This window comes from Micromonospora sp. NPDC023966 (genome assembly GCF_040639095.1).
Classification (GTDB): Bacteria; Actinomycetota; Actinomycetes; order Mycobacteriales; family Micromonosporaceae; genus Micromonospora.
Window position 1 is genome coordinate 156,463 of sequence record NZ_JBEZZJ010000016.1, and the last position, 19,839, is coordinate 176,301.

Annotated in this window: 17 protein-coding genes; 8 read left to right on the top strand and 9 right to left on the bottom strand. The window is 74.9% G+C overall.

The features are described from left to right. Positions 1 to 33: 33 nt before the first annotated feature. Complete coding sequence (locus AB0F68_RS21475) at positions 34 to 1,434, bottom strand: MBL fold metallo-hydrolase (RefSeq protein ID WP_357341127.1); 1,401 nt, start codon at positions 1,432 to 1,434, stop codon at positions 34 to 36. A 125-nt stretch (positions 1,435 to 1,559) separates the two neighbouring features. Further along, positions 1,560 to 1,829, bottom strand: a complete 270-nt coding sequence (locus AB0F68_RS21480; protein WP_357341130.1) for a metal-sensitive transcriptional regulator — start codon at positions 1,827 to 1,829, stop codon at positions 1,560 to 1,562. Between the two features lie 140 nt (positions 1,830 to 1,969). On the opposite strand from AB0F68_RS21480, the gene eccB reads away from it, so the two are divergent. Next, positions 1,970 to 3,352 (top strand): type VII secretion protein EccB, encoded by a 1,383-nt coding sequence (eccB, locus tag AB0F68_RS21485; RefSeq protein WP_357341132.1) that lies wholly within the window; start codon positions 1,970 to 1,972, stop codon positions 3,350 to 3,352. Positions 3,353 to 3,421: 69 nt separating this feature from the next. On the opposite strand, the gene AB0F68_RS21490 is transcribed toward eccB, so the two are convergent. From AB0F68_RS21490 to AB0F68_RS21510, 5 genes are read right to left on the bottom strand one after another with little or no spacing between them, the layout of a single operon-like run. Then, positions 3,422 to 4,027 carry a class I SAM-dependent methyltransferase gene (locus AB0F68_RS21490; RefSeq protein ID WP_357341135.1) on the bottom strand — a complete coding sequence of 202 codons (606 nt, stop codon included), beginning with the start codon at positions 4,025 to 4,027 and terminating at the stop codon, positions 3,422 to 3,424. Positions 4,028 to 4,069: 42 nt separating this feature from the next. Next, the gene (locus AB0F68_RS21495) at positions 4,070 to 4,672 is read right to left on the bottom strand and encodes a phosphatase PAP2 family protein (protein ID WP_357341137.1); all 603 of its coding nucleotides are present in this window, start codon (positions 4,670 to 4,672) and stop codon (positions 4,070 to 4,072) included. Between the two features lie 35 nt (positions 4,673 to 4,707). Continuing rightward, positions 4,708 to 5,574 carry a carbohydrate ABC transporter permease gene (locus tag AB0F68_RS21500; RefSeq protein WP_357341140.1) on the bottom strand — a complete coding sequence of 289 codons (867 nt, stop codon included), beginning with the start codon at positions 5,572 to 5,574 and terminating at the stop codon, positions 4,708 to 4,710. Beyond that, the gene (locus tag AB0F68_RS21505) at positions 5,574 to 6,536 is read right to left on the bottom strand and encodes a sugar ABC transporter permease (protein WP_357341142.1); all 963 of its coding nucleotides are present in this window, start codon (positions 6,534 to 6,536) and stop codon (positions 5,574 to 5,576) included. The genes AB0F68_RS21500 and AB0F68_RS21505 overlap by 1 nt, the downstream gene beginning before the upstream one ends. Then, positions 6,533 to 7,924, bottom strand: a complete 1,392-nt coding sequence (locus AB0F68_RS21510; protein ID WP_357341145.1) for an extracellular solute-binding protein — start codon at positions 7,922 to 7,924, stop codon at positions 6,533 to 6,535. The genes AB0F68_RS21505 and AB0F68_RS21510 overlap by 4 nt, the downstream gene beginning before the upstream one ends. 119 nt (positions 7,925 to 8,043) lie before the next feature. Between AB0F68_RS21510 and AB0F68_RS21515 the strand changes: the two genes are divergently transcribed. From AB0F68_RS21515 to AB0F68_RS21525, 3 genes are read left to right on the top strand one after another with little or no spacing between them, the layout of a single operon-like run. Continuing rightward, positions 8,044 to 9,081, top strand: coding sequence for a zinc-binding alcohol dehydrogenase (locus tag AB0F68_RS21515; protein WP_357341147.1), 1,038 nt, complete (start codon positions 8,044 to 8,046; stop codon positions 9,079 to 9,081). Beyond that, the gene (locus AB0F68_RS21520) at positions 9,081 to 9,899 is read left to right on the top strand and encodes a sugar phosphate isomerase/epimerase family protein (RefSeq protein ID WP_357341150.1); all 819 of its coding nucleotides are present in this window, start codon (positions 9,081 to 9,083) and stop codon (positions 9,897 to 9,899) included. The genes AB0F68_RS21515 and AB0F68_RS21520 overlap by 1 nt, the downstream gene beginning before the upstream one ends. Beyond that, positions 9,896 to 11,266, top strand: coding sequence for a hypothetical protein (locus tag AB0F68_RS21525; protein ID WP_357341153.1), 1,371 nt, complete (start codon positions 9,896 to 9,898; stop codon positions 11,264 to 11,266). Before AB0F68_RS21520 ends, AB0F68_RS21525 begins: the two co-directional genes overlap by 4 nt. Before the next feature lie 186 nt (positions 11,267 to 11,452). Here the strand turns inward: AB0F68_RS21525 and AB0F68_RS21530 are convergent, their stop codons facing one another. Together AB0F68_RS21530 and AB0F68_RS21535 are read right to left on the bottom strand one after the other, a co-directional pair. After that, positions 11,453 to 13,594, bottom strand: coding sequence for a molybdopterin-dependent oxidoreductase (locus AB0F68_RS21530; RefSeq protein ID WP_357341155.1), 2,142 nt, complete (start codon positions 13,592 to 13,594; stop codon positions 11,453 to 11,455). Positions 13,595 to 13,652: 58 nt separating this feature from the next. Then, the gene (locus AB0F68_RS21535; RefSeq protein ID WP_357341157.1) at positions 13,653 to 13,982 is read right to left on the bottom strand and encodes a hypothetical protein; all 330 of its coding nucleotides are present in this window, start codon (positions 13,980 to 13,982) and stop codon (positions 13,653 to 13,655) included. A gap of 234 nt (positions 13,983 to 14,216) precedes the next feature. On the opposite strand from AB0F68_RS21535, the gene AB0F68_RS21540 reads away from it, so the two are divergent. The 4 genes from AB0F68_RS21540 to AB0F68_RS21555 all read left to right on the top strand — a co-directional run. Beyond that, positions 14,217 to 14,615, top strand: a complete 399-nt coding sequence (locus tag AB0F68_RS21540) for an NUDIX domain-containing protein (protein WP_357341160.1) — start codon at positions 14,217 to 14,219, stop codon at positions 14,613 to 14,615. Between the two features lie 215 nt (positions 14,616 to 14,830). Then, entirely contained in the window at positions 14,831 to 15,226 is a 396-nt protein-coding gene (locus tag AB0F68_RS21545) for a DUF2267 domain-containing protein (RefSeq protein ID WP_357341162.1), read from the top strand. A 327-nt stretch (positions 15,227 to 15,553) separates the two neighbouring features. Further along, the gene (locus tag AB0F68_RS21550) at positions 15,554 to 19,021 is read left to right on the top strand and encodes an AMP-binding protein (protein WP_357341164.1); all 3,468 of its coding nucleotides are present in this window, start codon (positions 15,554 to 15,556) and stop codon (positions 19,019 to 19,021) included. Further along, a partial coding sequence (locus AB0F68_RS21555; RefSeq protein WP_357341166.1) for an alpha/beta fold hydrolase occupies positions 19,018 to 19,839 on the top strand: 822 nt, incomplete at its 3' end. The genes AB0F68_RS21550 and AB0F68_RS21555, both read left to right, overlap by 4 nt.

Genomic DNA, 19,839 nt, shown 5'->3' on the forward strand with positions numbered 1-19,839 from the left:
CGCGGTCGCGCCGGCCGGTGATCGGGTACGGGGTCAGTCCTGGTCGGCCATGGCGACGCCGGCGGCCGCGGCCTGACCGAACCGGTCGTCGATCACGACGACCTGGCGTCCGGCGTTGGCCAGCAGCGACGCCGCGGCGGTGGCGCGGTAGCCGGAGCCGCAGTGCACCCAGACGGTGCCGGCCGGCACGTCGGCGAGCCGTCCGGGCAGGTCGGGCAGCGGGACGTGGACGGCGCCCTCGACGTGGCCGGCCGTCCACTCGTTGGTCATCCGCACGTCGAGCACGACGTCGGGGGCGGGCAGGCCGGCGGGGGTTTCCCCGGATCGGGCCGCCGCCAGGGCGGCGAAGTCCGCCGTCCGCAGCTTCCGAAGCTGCCCCGGCTCGGCCGCCCATCCCTCGGCCGCGCCGGTGGCCTGGGCGGCCGGGCGGTCGATGCCGATCAGAACCAGCTCACGCTGGGCGTCGGCGACCTGCTCGGGCGTGTCGGCGAGCAGGGTGATCGGCACCCCCCAGTCGATCAGCCAGCCGAGCCAGGTCGACATCGGCCCGTCCAGGCCGAGGCTGACCGTGCCGGCCAGGTGCGCCGCCGCGTACGCCTTGCGGTGGCGCAGGTCGACCACCCACTCGCCGGCGGCGATCCGCTCGCGCAGCCCGGCCGCGTCGGCGCGGGCGACCGGGGTGAGGTCGACCGGGGCCGGCCCGGCGGCGTTCGCCACGCCCATGTGGGCGTAGTACGCCGGGTACGCGTCGAGGCCGGCGAGGGTCTCGGTGACGAACTCGTCGGCGGCGAGCCGCAGCACGGGGTTGGCCTGCTTCTCCCGCCCGATGGTCGAGTCGGCGGCGTCGGCCTGGCTGGCCGAGCAGAAGCTGCCGAAGCCGTGCGTCGGCCAGACCTGGGCGCCGTCGGGCAGCAGGTCGGCCAGGCGCCGAGCCGAGGCGTGCTGGTGGTGGGCCAGCTCGTGGGCGTGCCGGCCGCCGAGCAGGTCGGTCCGCCCGGTGGTGCCGAACAGCAGCGAGCCGCCGGTGAACACGCCCGCCGGCCGCCAGTCGCCGTCGGTCGCCTCGTCGAGCACGTACGACAGGTGGTGGAAGGTGTGACCGGGGGTGGCGATCACCCGCAGGCGCAGGGCGTCCGAGACGGGCACCACGTCACCCTCGTCGACCGGCGTGCGGTCGAAGCCGACCTCGTCGGCCGCGGCCACCAGGTAGCGGGCACCGGTGATCCGGGCGAGTTCCAGGCCACCGGAGACGTAGTCGTTGTGCAGGTGCGTCTCCACCACATGGGTGATCCGCACGCCCCTGGCGCCGGCCAGGTACAGGATGCGGTCGATGTCCCGCTGCGGGTCGACGACGATGCCCACCCGGCCGTCGGAGGCCAGGTAGCTGCGGTCGCCGAGCGAGGACGTCGTGATCATGGTCACGTCCACTGCCATGTGTGGTGCTCCTTTCGTTCCCCGTATACCCCGGGGGGTATGTGGGAGGTAGACGTCCGCCCGGGTGCGGGCGCGAAGTACCCGCCCGCGCGACGATCAGGCCACGCGGGCGGCGGTTTGTTCGGTCAGGCCAGGGAGAGGAAGAGCTTCTCCAGCTCCTCCTCGGTCATCTCCGGCTCCTCGCCCCGGTCGCGGGCGGTGCCGCAGTGCCGCATGCCGGAGGCGATGATCTTGAAGCCGGCCCGGTCGATCGCCTTGGAGACGGCGGCGAGCTGGGTCAGGGTGGCCCGGCAGTCCTCGCCGTTCTCCATCATCTCGATGACGGCGTTGAGCTGGCCGCGGGCCCGCTTGAGCCGGGTCAGGGCGTCGCCCGTCAGCTCGGGTCGAAGTTTCATCGTGCACCTCCTGGAGCCAACATACCCCGGGGGGTACCCGTTCCGCCACCGGAATGAGGCGCGGGCGGACACGGAGGGTCCCCGGGAGGTCGACGGAGCGCTTATCCTGTGCGCCGACGATCGTTCTCGGAAGGGATCCGATGCCGTCCCGGCAGGACCAGCTCCACTCCTACCAGTTCACCGTCCAGCGGGCGGTCGCCGCGCTGGTGATGCGGGAGACCGACCCCGCCCAGTCGCCGTTTCGCCGGTTGGCCGGCGCGGGCCTGGCCAGTGTGCTGGTCGCGGTGATCGCGCTCGGCGGGGTCGCCCTCTACGGCCTGTTCGCCGGCGGTGGCAGCGCCTGGCGCGACCCGGGCGCGGTGATCGTGGAGAAGGAGTCCGGGGCGCGGTTCGTCTACCGCGAGGAGAAGCTGCACCCGGTGCTCAACTACGCCTCGGCGCTGCTGATCATCGGGGCGGAGCGGCCGAAGACGGTGCTGGTCTCCCGCCGCTCCATCGACGGGGTGCCGCGCGGCCTGCCGCTGGGCATCGCCGACGCCCCCGACCCGCTGCCCGCGCCGGGGCGGCTCGCCGGCGGGGCGTGGACGGTCTGCTCGGTCACCGCCGCCGAGGCGGGCCGGACGCAGGCCCGGTCCGCGCTGCTGATCGGGCGGGACGCCACCGGTGGCCGGCCCCTCGCTGACCAGGGGCTGCTGCTGCGCCACCCGGACGGCAGCCTGCACCTGCTCTGGCACGAGCGGCGCTACCTGCTCCGCGACACCGACCGGGTGCTCGCCGCGCTGGCCGCGACCCGGGAGCGGGCCGTGCCGGTGGCCCCGGCGCTGCTCAACACCGTGCCGGCCGGCGCTGACCTGGCGCCGCCCCCGCTGCGCGATCTCGGCGAGCCGTCCGAGCGGGTCACCGGCGCCACCATCGGGGACGTCTACCTGGTCCGCAACTCCGGCGGCGGCCGGCAGTACGCGGTGGCCGGACGGGCCGGCCTGGCCGGCATCACCGAGTTGCAGGCCGCCCTGCTGCTCGCCCGCACCGGCCAGGGCGACCCGGAACCGATCACCCTCGGCCGGTTCGCCGCCCTGCCGAAGCTCCCCGACCTGGTGCCCACCGGGCCGACCGCCCCGCCCGCCGTCCCGCCCGCGCTGGCCACGACGGAGGGTGGCGGGCTCTGCGCCCGGGCCGGCGACGACGCCGGCGTACGCGACGTCCGGCTCGGCGCCACCGTGCCGGACCTCTCCGCCGCCGCGCGGACGCCGGCCGGCCGGGGCGGGCTGGCCGACCAGGTGCTGGTGGAGCCGGGGCGGGGCGCGCTGGTCGAGTCGGTCGCGGCTCCCGGCGCCACCGGCGGCGCGGTCAGCGTGGTCACCGACCTCGGCCGGCGCTACGTGCTGGCCGGCGGCGAGGTGCCCGGCATGCTCGGCTACGCCGGCGTGCGCCCGGTCCGGCTGCCGGCGGGCCTGGTCAGCCTGGTGCCGGCCGGCAGCCCGCTCGACCCGGCCGCCGCCCGCACGGTCGCCGCCCCGGCCTGACCCGGCCCGGACCGGTCGCCGTGCGGCCCGGTCCGCCGGCGCCGCCGGCCGGGCGAGCGTCGGGGCGGCTCAGGCCGCCGGCTTGCGGAGCACGGTCACCGCGAACTCCGCGTCGTCGTGCCAGGGGCGCAGGTCCCAGGTGGCGAAGCGGTGCTCGAGGCGGAGCCCGGCGGCCACCGCGTCGGCGTCCAGCCCGGTGACCGGGTAGCCGCGGTCGGTGCCGAAGCCGACCACTACCAGGCCGTCCGGCCGGACGTGCGCGGCGATCCGGGTCAGCACCGCGCGCTCGGTGCCGGGGGCGAGGAACACCATCACGTTGCCGGCCACCACGGCCGCGTCGAACGGCTCGGGCTCGCCCTGCGCGGCCAGGTCCAGCTCGGACAGGTCGGCGACGAGGAAGCGCGGGCCGGGGTAATCGGCCCGGGCGGCGTCGATCAGCGCCGGGTCGGCGTCCACGCCCACCACCGTGTGGCCCCGGGCGGCCAGCGCGGCGGCCACCCGGCCGGTGCCGCAGCCGGCGTCCAGGAGGCGTGCGCCGGGCGGGACGAGCGCGTCCAGCAGCCGGGCCTCGCCGGCCAGGTCCGCCCCTTCGGCGGCGAGCCGGCGGAACCGGTCGATGTACCACTGCGAGTGTCCCGGCTTGGTCTCGGTCACCCAGCGGGTCGGCTTGCCCATGCCACCACGGTAGCTGATCTTGTGGTGGTCGGACCGGGAACCTCAGCTCAGCGCGAGGAAGGCGCCGGTGGCCAGCGGGGCGCCGGCGACGGCCCCGGCCACCACCTGCGGCCAGGTGTGGTCCCGCAGCACCACCCGGGACCAGCCGACCGCGGCCACCAGCAGCCAGCCGACGTGCAGCGCCGGGCCGAACAGCAGCACCAGCACGGCCGTGGTGGCGGCCGCGACCGCGGCGTGGATGCTCAGCTTCCACCAGTGGTTCACCAGGGTGCAGGCCGCGCCCACCACGAAGATCACCACGATCACGGCGAACAGTTCGGCGGGCGCGCGCAACGCGGCCAGCAGGGCCGTCCCGACCGCCACCGAGGCCAGGCCGGTCAGCAGCGGCCGGGCCCGCTGGGTACGGTCGCCGACGTGCCGGTCGGTGAGCCGGCCGCGGCGTACCCCGTGGACGATCACGCCGATCGGGATCACCGCGCAGAACAGCAGCGCCGTGCCGGCCCAGAGCAGAAAGTGCTGCGGGGAGCGGCTGACCCGGGCGGCCGCCACCAGCGGCAGGGCGGTCACCAGGACGCCCGGCGCGAGCACCTCGGTGATCAGCCGGGCCAGCCGCCCGCCGGTCGTCCGTTCCCGAGTCGCCCGCACCGGGCCATCCTGGTGGAGCCGCCCGCCAAGGTCAATTACCCCTTCTCCGCGCCGCTCGTCAGGCCCTCGGTGAGCAGCCGTTCGCTGGCGAAGAAGAGCACCACGATCGGCAGGGTGAGGATCACCGAGCCGGCCATCAGCACCGTCTTCGGCACCTCGACGCCGTCGGAGAGCAGCGACAGGCCCAGCGAGACGGTCCACCGGTTGGGCCGGTCGACCAGGAAGAGCAGCGCGAAGAGGAACTCGTTCCAGGCGATCATGAAGTCGTAGAGGGCGACCGCCATCACCGACGGCGCGGCGAGCGGGAGGCTGACCCGGCGGATGATGCCGAGCCGGCCGGCCCCGTCGATCGCCGCGGACTCCTCCAGGCTGACCGGGATGGTCTCGAAGTAGTTCTTCAGCATGTAGACCGAGACCGGCAGGGTCTGCGAGATGTAGACCAGCACCAGCCCGACCAGCGACCCGCGCAGCCCGGCCCGGGTGAAGACCACGAAGAGCGGGATCGCGATGACGATCGACGGGAACAGGTAGACCGCCAGGAACAGCGCGCTGACCTGCCGCCGGCCGAAGAACCGCAGCCGGGACACCGCGTACGCGCCGGGGATGGCGATCACCAGGGTGAGAGCGGTGGCGGCCAGCGCCACGATGCCGCTGTTGCGGATGAAGGCGAGGAAGCCCTGCCCGCCGTCCTCGACGGACTTGAGCACCTCGGCGTAGGTGGCGACGGTCAGCTCACCGAACGGCACGAGCAGCGAGCCGGGGTCGAGCAGCAGCCGCTCGATGGGGCGTACCGAGAGCACCAGCATGTACCAGAACGGCAGCAGGGTCACGAGCAGGAAGGCGGCGATCACCAGCCGGCGCAGCCAGCGCAGGCTCACCGTCTCGATCCGATCCCGGTCCATCACGCCTCCTCCCGTCGGCCGCTGAAGAAGCGCAGGTAGATCGCGACGAAGACGATCAGCACCACGGCCAGCACGACCGCCTGCGCCGCCGCCGCGCCGATGTCGGTCCGCGCGGTGAGGAACTGGTAGACCCGGACGCTGACCACCTCGGTGCCGGCCGAGCCGCCGGTGAGCAGGTAGACGTCGTCGAACTTGTTGAAGGTCATGATGAACCGGAGCACGCCGATCAGCGCGATCACCGGCATGAGCTGGGGCAGCAGGATGTGCCGGAATCGCTGGGTCGGGGTGGCCCCGTCGACCCGGGCGGCCTCCTCCAACTCGGCCGGCACGGCCTGGAGCCGGGCCAGCAGGAACAGGAAGGCGAACGGGAAGTAGCGCCACGCTTCGAACGCGATGACCGTCCAGAGCGCGGTGGACTCCTGGGACAGGAACGGGATCGGCGCGTCCCACCCGAGGAACCGCCGGCCCCAGTCGTTGACGAAGCCGAACTGCGGGTCGAGCATCACCTGCCAGACGAACGTCATGGCGACCACCGGCGCCACGTACGGCAGCAGCATGGACGCGCGGACGATCGTGCGGCCCCGGAACGGCCGGCGGACCACCAGCGCCGCCACCAGGCCGACCAGGATGGAGCCGACGGTCCCGCCGGCGCTGTAGACGGCGGTGGTCCAGAGCGTGTCGGCGAAGCCGGGGGTGTGCAGCACGCGGTCGACGTTGTCCAGGGTCAGCTCGCCGAAGAGGCCGGTCCGGCGCAGCGTCGCCAGGCGTACCCGTTGGAAGGCCAGCACCACGGTCCAGACGATCGGGATGCCGATCACCGCGACCACGACGAGCAGGGTGGGGGTGACCAGCGCGAGCCCGGCGCGGGACTCGCGGCGGCGCAGGGTGAGCGGGCGTCGGCCGGGGCGGCGGGGCCGCTCCCCGGTGGGGGAGCGGCCCGCCTCCGGCGCGGTGGTGGTCAATTCACGCCCTTGGCGATCGCGTCGACGTCCTTCTTCGCCCGCTCGGCGGCGGCCCGGGCGTCGGACTTCCCGCCGATCACGTCGGCGAGCGCCTTGGGCACCGGCAGCTCGCCGAGGATCGCCCCGACCAGCTTCCCCTGGCCCTGGGTGAGCCCCCAGCGCTGGAAGGTGTCCGGGCTCTTGCGCAGGGTGGCGAGCACGTCCTCGCCGTAGACCGCCGACAGCGGCTGCTTGCGGTCCACCCCGGCCTGGCTGGTGTTCCAGGCGGTGAGGAATTTCTGCTTGTCCTCTGCGGTGCCGGTACGCACCGGGAAGCGCCCCTCGGGGGACATGCCGAACCAGCGCGGGTAGCCGTCGGAGAGCATGTACTCCACGAAGGACGACGCGGAGTCGCTCGCGCCGTCGAGCACCGCCCAGGAGCTGATCTCGCCGTACTGGGCCGGCTCGGCGCCGTTCGGACCCTTGATCGCGGTGACGAAGCCGCTGTTCTTGGCCAGCCAGGCCGGGTCGGACTGGCACTGCGGGCAGGTCGGCTTGGCGTCGTTGCGCAGCCCGGCGAGCTCGTCGAGGATGAACGGCGACCAGATCAGCATGGCCGCCTTGCCAGCGAAGTAGGTGGCCCGGGTGGTGTCCACGTCCTGCGCGCCCTTGACCGAGCTGTTGCGCATCAGGTCGCCGTAGAAGCGGAACGCCTCGACGCACTCGGCGGAGTCCAGCGCGACCTTGCCGGCGTCGTCGGTGAGCTGGCAGTTGTTGGCCAGCGCGAGGTGTTCGAAGGTCTGCTGGGTGAAGACGTCGCCGGGGGCGGTCGCCGCGGTGATGCCGGCGACGCCGCCGGTGTTGAGCTTCGCCGCCGCGGCGGCGATCTTCTCGTAGGTGTCGGGGGCGGGCAGGCCCGCCGCGGCGAACAGGTCCTTGCGGTAGACCAGCAGCTGGCCCCACCCGTCACTGGGTACGGCGAGTTGCTTGCCGTCCTCGCTGGTCAGTTCGAGGGCGCGCGGGGAGAAGGTGTCCCGGCCGAGCTTGTCGACGACCCGCTGGTTGGCGTCCGGTTCGAGCAGGTCGTTGCCGGCCAGCGTGCGCACCCCCGCCAGGGAGACCGCTCCGACCACGTCGGGCAGGTCGCCGGCGGCGGCGCTGGAGGCGATGAGGGAGGGGAACTGGTCCTCGTTGACGGTGACCAGGTTGACCTTGACGCCCGTCTTGGCGGTGTAGTCGGCGATGATCGCCTTGGTGGCGTTCACCCGGTCCGCCACGTCTTCCAGGCTCCACACGGTTATCTGGGAACTGTCGGATTTCGGCTCGTCGTCACCGCAGGCAACCAGGGTAGTCCCGGCAAGTGCCATGATCAGGGTGGAGGCGAGGATCCGCATCGAGGGTGATGGCATCGGTGGCACTCCTCTCGAAGGGTACATCAGGGATTCAACGCCCTCGATTGATCGTTTACAAGACAATTACCAATATTTCGGTTTAGAATCGGGCCCGGCACTTTTCTCGGAGCGACGCCATGGCCAACTGGGTTGTCTCTCTGGCCGGGCCCCGGCGCGTGAGCCTGGAGCCCTGCCCCCCGGACCCGCTCGGCCCCGGCCAGGTCCGCGTCCGCACCTGCTACTCCGGCATCTCCGCCGGCACCGAGCTGACCCTCTACCGGGGCAGCAATCCCCGGCTCAGCAAGGACTGGGACGACGCCACCCGGATGTTCGTGCCCCGGCAGGCCGCGCCCGCGTACCCGGTGGTGGGCTTCGGCTACGAGGAGGTCGGCGAGGTCGTCGAGGTCGCACCCGACGTCGCCGACCGCCGGCCCGGCCAGGTCGTCTGGGGCATCTGGGGGCACCGCGCCGAGGCCGTGCTCGCCGCCGGCGCCGTCACCCCGCTCGCCCCCGGGCTCGACCCCCTGGTCGCCGTCTTCGCCCGCCCGGGCGCCATCGCGCTGACCGCCGTGCTCGCCGGCGACCTGCACCTCGGCGACTGGGTCGGGGTCTTCGGGCAGGGGGTGATCGGTCTGCTCGCCACCCGGCTCGCCGTCCTCTCCGGAGCCCGGGTGGTGGCCGTCGACCGGGTGCCGGACCGGCTCGCGCACGCCACCCGGCTCGGCGCCCGCCGGGTGGTCGACGCCGCCGTCGACTCCGCCGCCGCCGCGCTGCACGCGGCCACCGGCGGCCGCGGCGCGGACGTCTGCCTGGAGCTGTCCGGGTCGTACCCGGCGCTGCACGAGGCGATCCGCGCCACCGCCCACGCCGGCCGCGTCGTGGCCGCCGGCTTCTACCAGGGGTACGCCCACGGGCTGGGGCTCGGCGAGGAGTTCCACCACAACCGCATCCAGCTGGTGGCGGCCCAGGTCTCCGGCCTCGCCCCGGCACCCGGCACGGCCGGCCGGTGGACCGCGACGCGGATCGCCCACACCTTCATGGACCTGGTGGCCGAGGGCAGCGTCGACCCGCTGCCGCTGGTGAGCCACGTCGTCGACGCGGGCGCGGTGGCCGACGCCCTGGCGTTGCTCGACCGCGGTGCCGGTGACGTCCTCCAAGTCGTGCTGAGGTTCTGATGACCATCCCACTCGCCTGCCAGGAGCAGTTGCTCCCCGGCGCCGGCCTGTCCGAGAAGTACGCCCTCGCCGTCTCCCTCGGCTACCAGGGCATCGAGCTGCGCGGCCGGGGCGACCTGGCCCTCGCCCGGCGGCTGCCCGAGTTGCGCCGGGCCCGCGCCGAGGGCGTGGTCATGCCGACCGTCTGCGTCGAGATGGACCATTTCATCGGCGACTTCGACCCCGAGCGCTCCCGGGACGCGGTGCGCAACCTGCGCTCCCAGCTCTCGGTGATCGCCGAGCTCGGCGGCATCGGCGCGATGACCCCGGCCGCCTGGGGGATGTTCTCCCGCCGGCTGCCGCCGTTCGAGCCTCCCCGCCCGCCCGAGGGCGACCGGCAGGTGCTGGTCGACGCCCTGGGCGAGCTGGGCGAGCACGCCCGCGCCGAGGGCGTCACCCTCTTCCTGGAACCCCTCAACCGCTACGAGGACCACATGGTCAACCGGCTCGACGAGGCGGTCGCCCTGTGCCGGGCCGTCGGCCTGCCCTCGGTCCGGGTGGTCGCCGACACCTACCACATGAACATCGAGGAGGACGACGCCGGCGCGGCGCTCCGCGCGGCCGCGCCGTACCTGGGGCACGTGCAGGTCAGCGACTCCAACCGGTACCAGCCCGGGGCCGGGCACCTGGACTGGCCGGCGCTGCTGGCCACCCTGGACGAGATTCGCTACCCCGGCTGGCTGGCGCTGGAGTGCCGGCTGCGCGGCGAGCCGGTCGCCGCCCTGCGCCAGGCCGCCACCGTCCTGGCCCAGGCCCGGCCACGACGGGCGGCGGCGTGAACGCCGGCACGTCCGGCGGCGCGGCCGGGGTACGGGCCGGCGGCGCCGGCCGCACCGAGGCCGAGCGGGCCGCCCGGCTGCGCCGGCTGGCGCTGAGCACGCTGGACGCCAACTGGGAGCACGACCACACCGTCCCGTCCCGCACCCTCTACCCGCACCAGTGGAGCTGGGACTCGGCGTTCATCGCGGTCGGGCTGGTGCACGCCCGCCCCGACCGGGCCTGGCGGGAGCTGCGCACCCTGTTCGCCGCGCAGTGGGCCGACGGGCGGGTGCCGCACATCGTGTTCAACCCGGCGCTGCGGGTGGGCGCGTACTTCCCCGGGCCCGAGTTCTGGGACTCGGCCCGGGCCGACGGCGCCCCGGCGGTGGCCACCTCGGGGATCGTGCAGCCACCGGTGCACGCCCCGGCCGCCTGGCTGGTGCACCGCCGTGCCCCCTCCGAGGCGTCGGTGGCGGCGCTGCGCTGGCTGTATCCGCGGCTGGTCGCGCAGCAGCGGTACCTGACCGGCCGGCGGGACGTCGGCGGGGGCGGGCTGGCCGCCATCGTGCACCCGTGGGAGTCCGGCCTGGACAACAGCCCCGCCTGGGACGCCCCGCTGGCCGGGGTGCCCGCCGACGAGGCGGTGATGCGGGCGTACCGCCGGCACGACACCGCGCACGCCGATGCGGCGCACCGCCCCACGGACCTGGACTACGCGCGCTACGTCGCGCTGGTGGCCGCCTACGGGGCCGGCCGCTACCGCGACCACGGGCTGCTCGGCCGGCATCCGTTCCTGGTGGAGTGCCCGCTGGTGAACGCGGCGCTCGGGGTCTCCGAGCAGGCCCTCGCCCGGATCGCGACCGTGGTCGGCGCCGACCCGGGGCCGCATCGGGACCGGGCGGCCCGGATCACGCAGGCCCTGGTCGACCGGCTGTTCGACCCGGTCACCGGGACGTTCCGCCCGCGCGACGTCCGCACCGACCGGCTCGTCCCGGCCCGTACGGTGCTCGGGCTGATGCCGCTGATCCTGCCCGACCTGCCGGCCCACCAGGTGCGGGCGGTGCTCGCCGAGGCCTGCTCGCCCCGGTTCGGCCTGGCCGCCCGGATGGACCGCCCGCTGCCCACCCACGACCGCACCGCGCCGGACTTCGAGCCGCTGCGCTACTGGCGCGGCCCGAGCTGGCTGAACACCAGCTGGCTGCTGTGGCGGGGACTGCGCAGCCATCGCCGCGCCGATCTGGCCGCCGGGCTGCGCGAGTCCATGCTGGACCTGGTCGACACGGCCGGTTGCCACGAGTACTTCCACCCGGACACTGGGGCCGGGCTCGGCTCACCGGCGTTCGGCTGGACCGCCGCGCTGGTGCTGGACGCCCTCGCCGAGCGCTGAGCCGCCGGGGTCGCCGGGAAAGGGGCGACGCCGGGCGGGATCAGGCGATGCCGGCGGGGGTCGCGCCGCCGGCCCGCAGCGCTGACATCGTCGCGTCGTCGATCGCGTAGCCGAGCGCGTCGACCACCTCGCGGTGGCCGCGAGCAGGGGCGCATGGACCTCGCGCCCGGGCCGGAAGTCCCGGGCTCAGCCGGCCGGCACGACCGCCGGATCGACGGGTGCGGCCGGCGCCGGCACGGCCGCCGCGTCCGCGGGCGGCTCGGGGGCCAGCAGCTCGGCCGGCACCGGCTCGACCTCGACCCGGCAGTCGTGGAACGTCGGTGCCTCGCCCAGGTCGGTGTCGCGTACGGCGGTGACCGCGTTGACGGTGGCCCGGCCCGGGCTCAGCCGCGCCCAGTACGCCTTGTAGGTGAAGGCCAGCCCCGGCCGGGTCGCCTCGTCCACCGCGACCGCGGCGAGGAACGAGCCGCGGTCGTTGTGCACCCGCACCGCGTCGCCGTCGGCGAGGCCGCGCGCCGCCGCGTCGTCCGGGTGCAGGTGCACCCGGGGCGGCCCGGTCCGCCGGGTGTGCCAGGGCAGCGAGGCGAAGGTGGAGTTCATCAGGAACCGGCCGGCCGGGGCGAGCAGCACGAGCGGGAACCGGCGGGCCAGCTCGGGATCGGCCGCCTCCACCGGTGGGGTGTGACCGGGCAGCGGATCCACCCCGAGCCGGGCCAGCGCCGGGTCGTGCAGCCGGGCCCGGCCGTCCGGGGTGCGGAAGCCGCCGGCGGCGAGCGGGGCGGCGCCGACCGGCACGCCCGTGGTGCGGGCGTACGTCCGCTCGCGCAGCTCCTCGAAGCTGACCGGCGTGCCGGCCAGCAGCTGCCGGGCCAGGTCCTCGTCGCTGTCGGAGAACCGGGGGTGGTCGATGCCGAGCGCGGCGGCGATCCGCCGGAAGATCTCGGTGTTCGGCAGGGCCTCCCCGGGCGCCTGGGTGACCGGCAGGTTCAGCGTCGTGTAGTGGTGCCCGTAGGAGGAGTGCAGGTCGAGGTGTTCGGGCTGCATGGTGGCCGGCAGCACCACGTCGGCGTAGTCGCAGGTGTCGGTCCAGCGCTGCTCCAGCACCACGGTGAACAGGTCGGCGCGGCGCAGGCCGGCGAAGAGCCGGTTCTGGTCCGGGGCGGTGGCGGCCGGGTTGGCGTTGAACACCACCAGCGAGGTCACCGGCGGGTCGACCTCGCCGGTGAGCACGGTCGCCAGCCGGCTCATGTTCACCGACCGGGCCGGCGGGGCCGGCATGCCGGGCGGCCGGACCACCGGGGCCTCCTCGATCGGGTGGTGCCCGCTGGTCGACACCAGGGCGCCCCCGCCCGGGTACCGGAAGTCGCCGGTGACCAGCGGCAGCGCGCAGATCGCCCGGATCGCCTGGCCGGCGCCGTGGTGGCGCTGCAGCCCCAGGCCGACGCGGACGGCGGTGGGCCGGGTGGTGGCGATCCGGTCGCCGAGCCGGCGGACCACCTCGACGGGCAGGCCGCACTCGGCGGCGGCCCGCTCCACCGGCCACTCGTCGAGCCGGGCGGCCAGCTCGGGCCAGCCGACGGTGTGCGCGGCCAACCACTCCTCGTCGGCCGCCCCGGCGTCGCGCACGTGCCGCATCAGGCCGAGGGCGAGGGCCGCGTCGGTGCCGGGCAGCGGGGCCACGTGCTCGTCGCTGCGGGCCGCGGTGTCGGTGCGCAGCGGGTCGATGGTGACCACGTACGCGCCGCGCTCCCGGGCCTGCTGCACGAACGGCCACAGGTGCAGGTTGGTGGCGAGCGGGTTGGCGCCCCAGAGCACGATGAGCTTCGCCGCCACGATCGACTCCGGCTCGAAGCCGATCGAACTGCCGTAGATCGAGCGCAGCGCGGCCCGGGCCGCGCCGGTGCAGATGGTGGTGTCCAGCCGGGACGCCCCCAGGTACGCGAAGAGCCGCTGGCCCATCGTCCAGCCCTGCACGTGGCCCATCGTGCCGGCGAAGTAGTAGGGGAGCACCGCCTCGGGGCCGTCGCGCTCGATGCTGGCGCGCAGCCCGGCGGCCACCCGGTCGACGGCCTCCGCCCAGCTCGCCGGCCGGTAGGCGACCCGCCCGACGCCCTTCGTGCCGGTGCGCACGTAGGGCGTGGTCAGCCGGTCGGGGCCGTTGACCGCGTCGAGGTAGCGGTTGACCTTGCCGCAGAGCGCGCCCTGGGTGAACGCGTGATCTCGGTCGCCGCGCAGCGCGACGGCCCGGCCGTCCTCCACGGTGAGCTGCCAGACGCAGGTGTCCGGGCAGTCCAGCGGGCAGGCGCCGGGGTGGGTGGTGCGGGCCATGCGCCGAGCCTACCGAGCCGCGGCGCGCGCCAGGTTCCCGCCGCGGCGGCCGGGCGGATCACCGGATCGGCCGCCAGTCGGGCCCGTCGGGTCGTCGGGTCGAGGTCAGCGCGGCGAGCATCACGTCCTCGACCTGCTCGGGCGTCAGGTGTTCCCGGCGGTCGGCGCCCGGCACGTAGGCGCCCCAGGCCCGGCCGTCCGGCTCCCGCATGACGACTCCGACCGGGTCGCGGTGGTCGGCCACCGCGGCGATGACCCCCCACGGCCGGCGAATGTGCACCTGTTGCCGGAGGTCCGGGTCGAGTTCCCGCAACCACCACCGCACGGTCTCCCGGTCGTCCAGCTGGACCGTCTCCGTCGTGGTGCGGAACAGCCCGTACGTGGTCAACCGTTTCGCGACGTCCTGCCGTGCCGGATCCGGCCCACCCAGTAGTTTCCCCAGCCACCCCATCCGGTTGCTCCGTCCGCGCGGCGCCCGGCGTTCCGGGCGTCAGGGCGCAAGTGCCCCGTCGCAGAACAGTGGCAAACCCGAGGGCCGGCCGATTCGCGGGAGCCGGCGGAGCGCATCGTCCATCGACGTGCCGTAGGTTGCGGACCTGAACCGGAGCCCCGAGGAGGCAGCGTGCCCGAGATCGACAAGGTCGCCTGGATCCGGATCGAGGACGGCCGGGTGCTGAGCACCCGGTCCCGGGGCAGGGATGTCTGGTACCTGCCCGGCGGCAAACGGGAGGCCGGTGAGACCGACCTGGCGACCCTGGTCCGGGAGATCGCCGAGGAGTTGGCCGTGGCGGTCGTGCCGGAGTCCGCCGTCCCGGTCGGCGTCTTCACCGCGCAGGCCCACGGCCACGGCGCCGGCACGCTGGTCCGGATGACCTGTTACGCCGCCGACTACCGGGGCACGCTGCGGCCGGCGAGCGAGATCGCGGAGCTGGCCTGGCTCGGCTACGCCGACCGGCCGCGGGTCTCCCCGGTGGACCAGCTCATCTTCGACCACTTCCGGTCCCTCGGCGCGCTGCGCTGAGGCCGCAGCCGGCCAGATCGTGCTGCGCCCAGATTGTCATGGTCAGCACAACGCCGCGCAGATTGTCGCCACCCGCGGACGGGGGCGGCGCCCGCCGCGCGGTGAGCGCCGTTTGCCGCCGCCCGGCGCGGGTAACCGCGGGCGCGGTGGTCCGGGCCGCGAGGCGCGGACGGGGCGGACACCCGGCGGCGGCCGGCGACGACAGGAGTGCGGCTGTGCGGTTTCCCCGATTCGTGGAGGCGGTCTCCCGCCGCGCCGAGCTGCCCACCGAGCAGGCCGCCACGATCTCCCGGGCGGTGCTGCAGACCCTCGCCGAGCGGATCACCGCCACCGAGGCGGCGGACCTGGCCGCGCAGCTGCCGGACGATGTCGGCAGCTACCTCGCGGCTCCGGGCGAGGGCGGCACGAGCGGTGGTGCCGTCGCCTTCCTGTACCGGGTCGCGGAGCGGGCCGGGGTGGACCCGGCGGTGGCCGAGGTGGGTGCCCGCGCGGTGCTCGCCACCCTGCGCGAGACGGTCACGGTCGGCGAGTTCCAGGACCTCGTGGCGCAGCTTCCCAAGGGATTCGACGCAATGGTCGACCCGATCCCGCGCCCACCGTACGATGTGTAGGCAGGCTCCCCGCGACCCGGGTTGAGCTGCGGCAAAGGGGCCGCTACGGCGAAGATTCCACGGCCCGGAAGTATTTTCACCGTAAAATAACTCGTGAGTAGGCACTTACGCGGTAAATCGCCTACGCGCTAGAGGGATGATCGGACGAATTCCGCCGTCCGAGATTCCAGGGTGCCGTCCCCTCTTTGGCTTGACCTGCATCAATGCCCTTCCCATCGATAGATCGAGCTTTATTCTGACTCCAATGTGAAGTCCTGGGGGGGATCATGATCACATTCGTTGAATGCTGCGCGCCTGTCGTCAATGGGGAAACATCAGCCCGCTGACATGGCACAGCCGATGATCATCAATCGTTTTGGTGAGGTCGCGGCGCGTCACGGTGATCGTCCGGTCCTGCTCGGTGAGACCCACGAGGTCGGTTACGCCGAGTTGGCCGGGGCGGCCGGGGGGCACGGGGTCGCGCTCGCCGCCGCCGGCGTCCGACCCGGCGACCGGATCGCCCTGCTCACCGCGCACGGCGCCCCGACCGTCGCGGCGCTGCTCGGCGCCCTCGCCGCCGGGTGCGCCTACGTGCCGCTGGACCCGGGCTTCCCGGTCGACCGGCTGCGCCACATGCTCGCCGCCGCCGGGGTCAGCGCCGTCGCCTGCGCCGCCGAGCACCGCGAGCTGGCCCGGCAACTCGCCGACGGGCGCCTCGTGGTGCCGCTGGACCAGGTGCCGCCCGCCCCGCTGCGGCCCGTCCCGACCGACCCGGACGCGCTGGCGTACGTGCTGTTCACGTCGGGCTCCACCGGGGTGCCCAAGGCCGTCGGGCAGACCCACCGCAACCTGGCGCACGTCGTCGACAACCAGATCGCCGCGCTCGCCGTCGGCCCGGCCGACCGGCTCAGCCTGCTCGCCTCGTTCAGCTTCGACGCCGCCATCCCCGACCTCTACCCGGCGCTGCTCACCGGCGCCGCGGTGGTCCCGGTCGACCTGCGCCGGCACGGGCTCGCCCACGCCGTCGACCAACTCCACCGGCACCGGGCCACCGTGCTGCACTGCACGCCCACCGTCTACCGCCACCTGCTGGACACCCTCGGGGACCGGCGCCTCGACGCGGTCCGGGTGGTGCTGCTCGGCGGCGAGCAGGTTACGTACGCTGACGCGGCCCGTGGCCGGGACCGGTTCGCCCCCGACTGCCGGCTGGTCAACGGCTACGGCGCCACCGAGATGACCTTCGTGGCCCGGCACGCGCTGCCGCTGTCCGACGTGGACCCAACCGCCACCGGCCCGCTGCCGATCGGCACCGCGTTCCCCGGCTACCAGGTGGACCTCGCCCCGGACACCGGCGAACTGGTGGTCCGCAGCCGGTACCTCGCCCCCGGCTACCTCAACCAGGACAGCGACCGGTTCGCCGTGGACGCCGACGGGGTGCGGTCGTACCGCACCGGTGACCTCGGCCGGCGGCTGCCCGGCGGCGAACTGGTCTGCCTCGGCCGGCTCGACCGGCAGGTCAAGGTGCGTGGGCACCGGGTCGAGCTGACCGAGATCGAGGCCGTGCTCGCCGCCCAGCCCGGCCTGGCCGAGGTACGCGCCATCGCCCGCGACGGCGAACTGCTCGCGTACGCCCGCCCGGCCGGCGCCCGCCCCGACCCGGCCGCGCTGCGCGCCGCGCTCGCTGCCGCACTGCCCGGGTACGCGCTGCCCCGCGCGGTGGTGCTGCTCGACGAGTTCCCGCTCACCGTCACCGGCAAGGTCGACGAGCGGGCGCTGCCCGATCCGGCGGCCGAGGTGCCGGCCGGGGAGGCGCCCGCCACCGACACCGAGCGGGCCGTGCACGACATCTGGTGCGCCGTGCTCGGCCGCCCGGTGGTCGGCCGCACCGACAGCTTCTTCGACGTGGGTGGGCAGTCCCTGCTGCTGGGCCAGGTGCAGCAGCGACTCGCCGAGCGGTTCGGCGTACGCCTGCCCCTGCTGCGCCTCTTCGACCACCCCACGGTGGCCGCCCAGGCGGCGCTGCTCGACGCCCCGCCCGAGGCGGTCCGCGCACCGGTGCTGCCCACGCCGGCCGCGCCCGCCGCGGCGGCCCGTCACTACACCGGCGACGAGATCGCCGTGGTGGGCCTCGCCGGCCGCTTCCCCGGCGCGCCGGACGTGGCCACCTTCTGGTGGAACCTGTGCACCGGGGTGGACTCGATCCACGAGCACACCGACGAGGAGCTTGCTGCCCTCGGCGTCGGACCGGGGCTGCGCGCGGACCCCCGGCACGTGCGGGCCGTCGGCCGGCTCGACGGGGTCGCCGACTTCGACGCCGAGTTCTTCTCCTTCGGCGCCGACGAGGCCGCCCGGACCGACCCGCAGCACCGGCTCTTCCTGGAGACCGCCTGGGAGGCCCTGGAGGACGCCGGGCACGACCCGGAGCGCTTCCCCGGCCTGGTCGGGGTCTACTCGGCCACCTCCGCCAACCGCTACTTCCTGTTCCACCTCATGGACAACCCGTCCGTGGTGGGCGACGTCGACCCGGACGACTGGGAGGCCCGGCTGATCGGCCGGCAGTTCACCGACCACCTGCCCGGCCAGGTCGCCTACCGGCTCGGGCTGACCGGGCCCGCCCTGGCCGTGCAGAGCGCCTGCTCCAGCTCACTGGTCGCGGTCTGCCTCGCCGCGCAGAGCCTCGCCGACTACCAGTGCGACCTCGCCCTGGTCGGCGGGGTGACGGTCACCTGGCCCCGGCACCGGCACACCCCGGGCGGGCTGGCTTCCCCGGACGGCCGGTGCCGTGCCTTCGACGAGGGCGCCAACGGCTCCGGCTTCGGCTCCGGCGTCGGGGTGGTCGCGCTGCGCCGGCTCGCCGACGCGCAGGCTGACGGTGACCGGATCTACGCGATCCTGCCCGGCTGGGCGGTCACCAACGACGGCGCCGACCGCGCCGGCTTCGCCGTGCCGGGGCCGGCCGGGCAGGCCGCCGCGGTGGCCACCGCGCTGGCCACCGCCGAGGTCGCCCCCGGCGAGGTCGGCCTGGTCGAGGGGCACGGCAGCGGCACCCCGCTGGGCGACGCCATCGAGGTCGCCGCGCTGCACGAGGTGTACGCCGGCGCCGCCCCCGCCGAGACCTGCGCGCTGGGCTCGGTGAAGACCAACATCGGCCACCTCGACGCCGCCGCCGGGATCGCTGGCCTGATCAAGGCGGTGCTCGCCGTGCGGCACGGGGTGATCCCGCCGAACCTGCACTTCACCCGCCCGCACCCGGAGATCGACCTGGCCGCCGGCCCGTTCTACGTGCCCACCAAGGCACGGGACTGGCCCGAGGGGCCGCGCCGGGTGGCCGGGGTCAGCGCCTTCGGCCTCGGCGGCACCAACGCGCACGTCGTGGTGGAGCAGCCGCCGCCGGCCGACCCGGCCGATTCGCCCGGCGACGGGCCGTGGCTGCTGCCGGTCTCCGCGCGTACCCCGGCGGCGCTGCGGGCCGCGCTGGCCCGGCTGCGGGCCCACCTGGGCGGCGACGGTCCGCCGCTGCCCGAGGTGGCCGCCACCCTGGCGCTCGGCCGGCGGGCCTTCGCCCACCGGGCCGCGGTGGTCGCCGCCGACCTGCCCGGCGCGCTCGCCGGGCTGGACGAGCTGCTCGACACCGACGCCCGGGTCGCGGGCGCCGGTGGCCCGCTGCGCGAGCTGGCGGCCGACTGGGTCGCCGGGCGGGACGTCGACTGGGACGCCCTGCACCCCGAGGGCACGGTCCGGCGCACCGGACTGCCCACCTACCCGTTCCAGCGCCGGCGGTACTGGATCGACCCCGTCCAGAGAGGTCCGCGGTGAACTGGTTCGTCTCCGCCGGAAGCCGACCCCAGGCGCCGGTGCGGTTGTTCTGCCTGCCCTACGCCGGTGCCGGCGCGAGCGCGTTCCGGCGCTGGCAGGAGGGGATCGGTCCGGACGTCGAGGTGCTGCCGGTGCAGCTGCCCGGCCGGGAGAACCGGATCAACGAGGATCCGCGCTTCGAGGTCGCCGACGTGGCCGAGGCCGTCGCCGCCCGGGCCGACCGCCCCTACGCCCTCTACGGCCACTCGATGGGCGGCCGGCTCGGCTTCGAGGTGGTCCGGGAGCTGCGCCGGACCGGCCGGCCGCTGCCGCTGCGGCTCTACGTCGGCGGCGCGCGTGCCCCGCACGTCACCGCGCCCGGCGTCTTCGACGGCCTGTCCCGGGCCGACGACGAGGAGCTGCTGCGCCGGCTGGGCGACGGCGGTGGGCTCCCCGCCGAGCTGTTCGACCACCCGGAGCTGGTGGAGCTGCTGCTCCCGCTGCTGCGGGCCGACTTCGGCCGGGTGGACGGCTACCGGTACGAGCCCGGCGAGCCGCTGCCGCTGCCGATCGTTGCCTTCAGCGGCCGGGACGACCGGGCGGTCACCCGCGAGCAGAACGCCGCCTGGGCCCAGCACACCGCCGCCGGGTTCACCCTGCACGAGCTGGCCGGCGGCCACTTCTTCCTGCACGACCGGCTCCCCGAACTGCTCGCGCTCATCCGCGCCGACCTGGCCGGGGCGCTCGGCCAGCCGCTGCTGCGCCGCTACCGCGCCCGCGTCTACGCCGAGGTCCGCAAGCACCTGCGCCACCTGGACGCCCACCCGGACGCGCCGGAC

Coding starts and splice junctions, on each gene's coding strand:
- eccB (WP_357341132.1), top strand. CDS start 1,970: ATGCCGTCCCGGCAGGACCAGCTCCACTCCTACCAGTTCACCGTCCAG.
- AB0F68_RS21490 (WP_357341135.1), bottom strand. CDS start 4,027: ATGGGCAAGCCGACCCGCTGGGTGACCGAGACCAAGCCGGGACACTCG.
- AB0F68_RS21480 (WP_357341130.1), bottom strand. CDS start 1,829: ATGAAACTTCGACCCGAGCTGACGGGCGACGCCCTGACCCGGCTCAAG.
- AB0F68_RS21500 (WP_357341140.1), bottom strand. CDS start 5,574: ATGGACCGGGATCGGATCGAGACGGTGAGCCTGCGCTGGCTGCGCCGG.
- AB0F68_RS21520 (WP_357341150.1), top strand. CDS start 9,081: ATGACCATCCCACTCGCCTGCCAGGAGCAGTTGCTCCCCGGCGCCGGC.
- AB0F68_RS21515 (WP_357341147.1), top strand. CDS start 8,044: ATGGCCAACTGGGTTGTCTCTCTGGCCGGGCCCCGGCGCGTGAGCCTG.
- AB0F68_RS21550 (WP_357341164.1), top strand. CDS start 15,554: ATGGCACAGCCGATGATCATCAATCGTTTTGGTGAGGTCGCGGCGCGT.
- AB0F68_RS21475 (WP_357341127.1), bottom strand. CDS start 1,434: ATGGCAGTGGACGTGACCATGATCACGACGTCCTCGCTCGGCGACCGC.
- AB0F68_RS21530 (WP_357341155.1), bottom strand. CDS start 13,594: ATGGCCCGCACCACCCACCCCGGCGCCTGCCCGCTGGACTGCCCGGAC.
- AB0F68_RS21510 (WP_357341145.1), bottom strand. CDS start 7,924: ATGCCATCACCCTCGATGCGGATCCTCGCCTCCACCCTGATCATGGCA.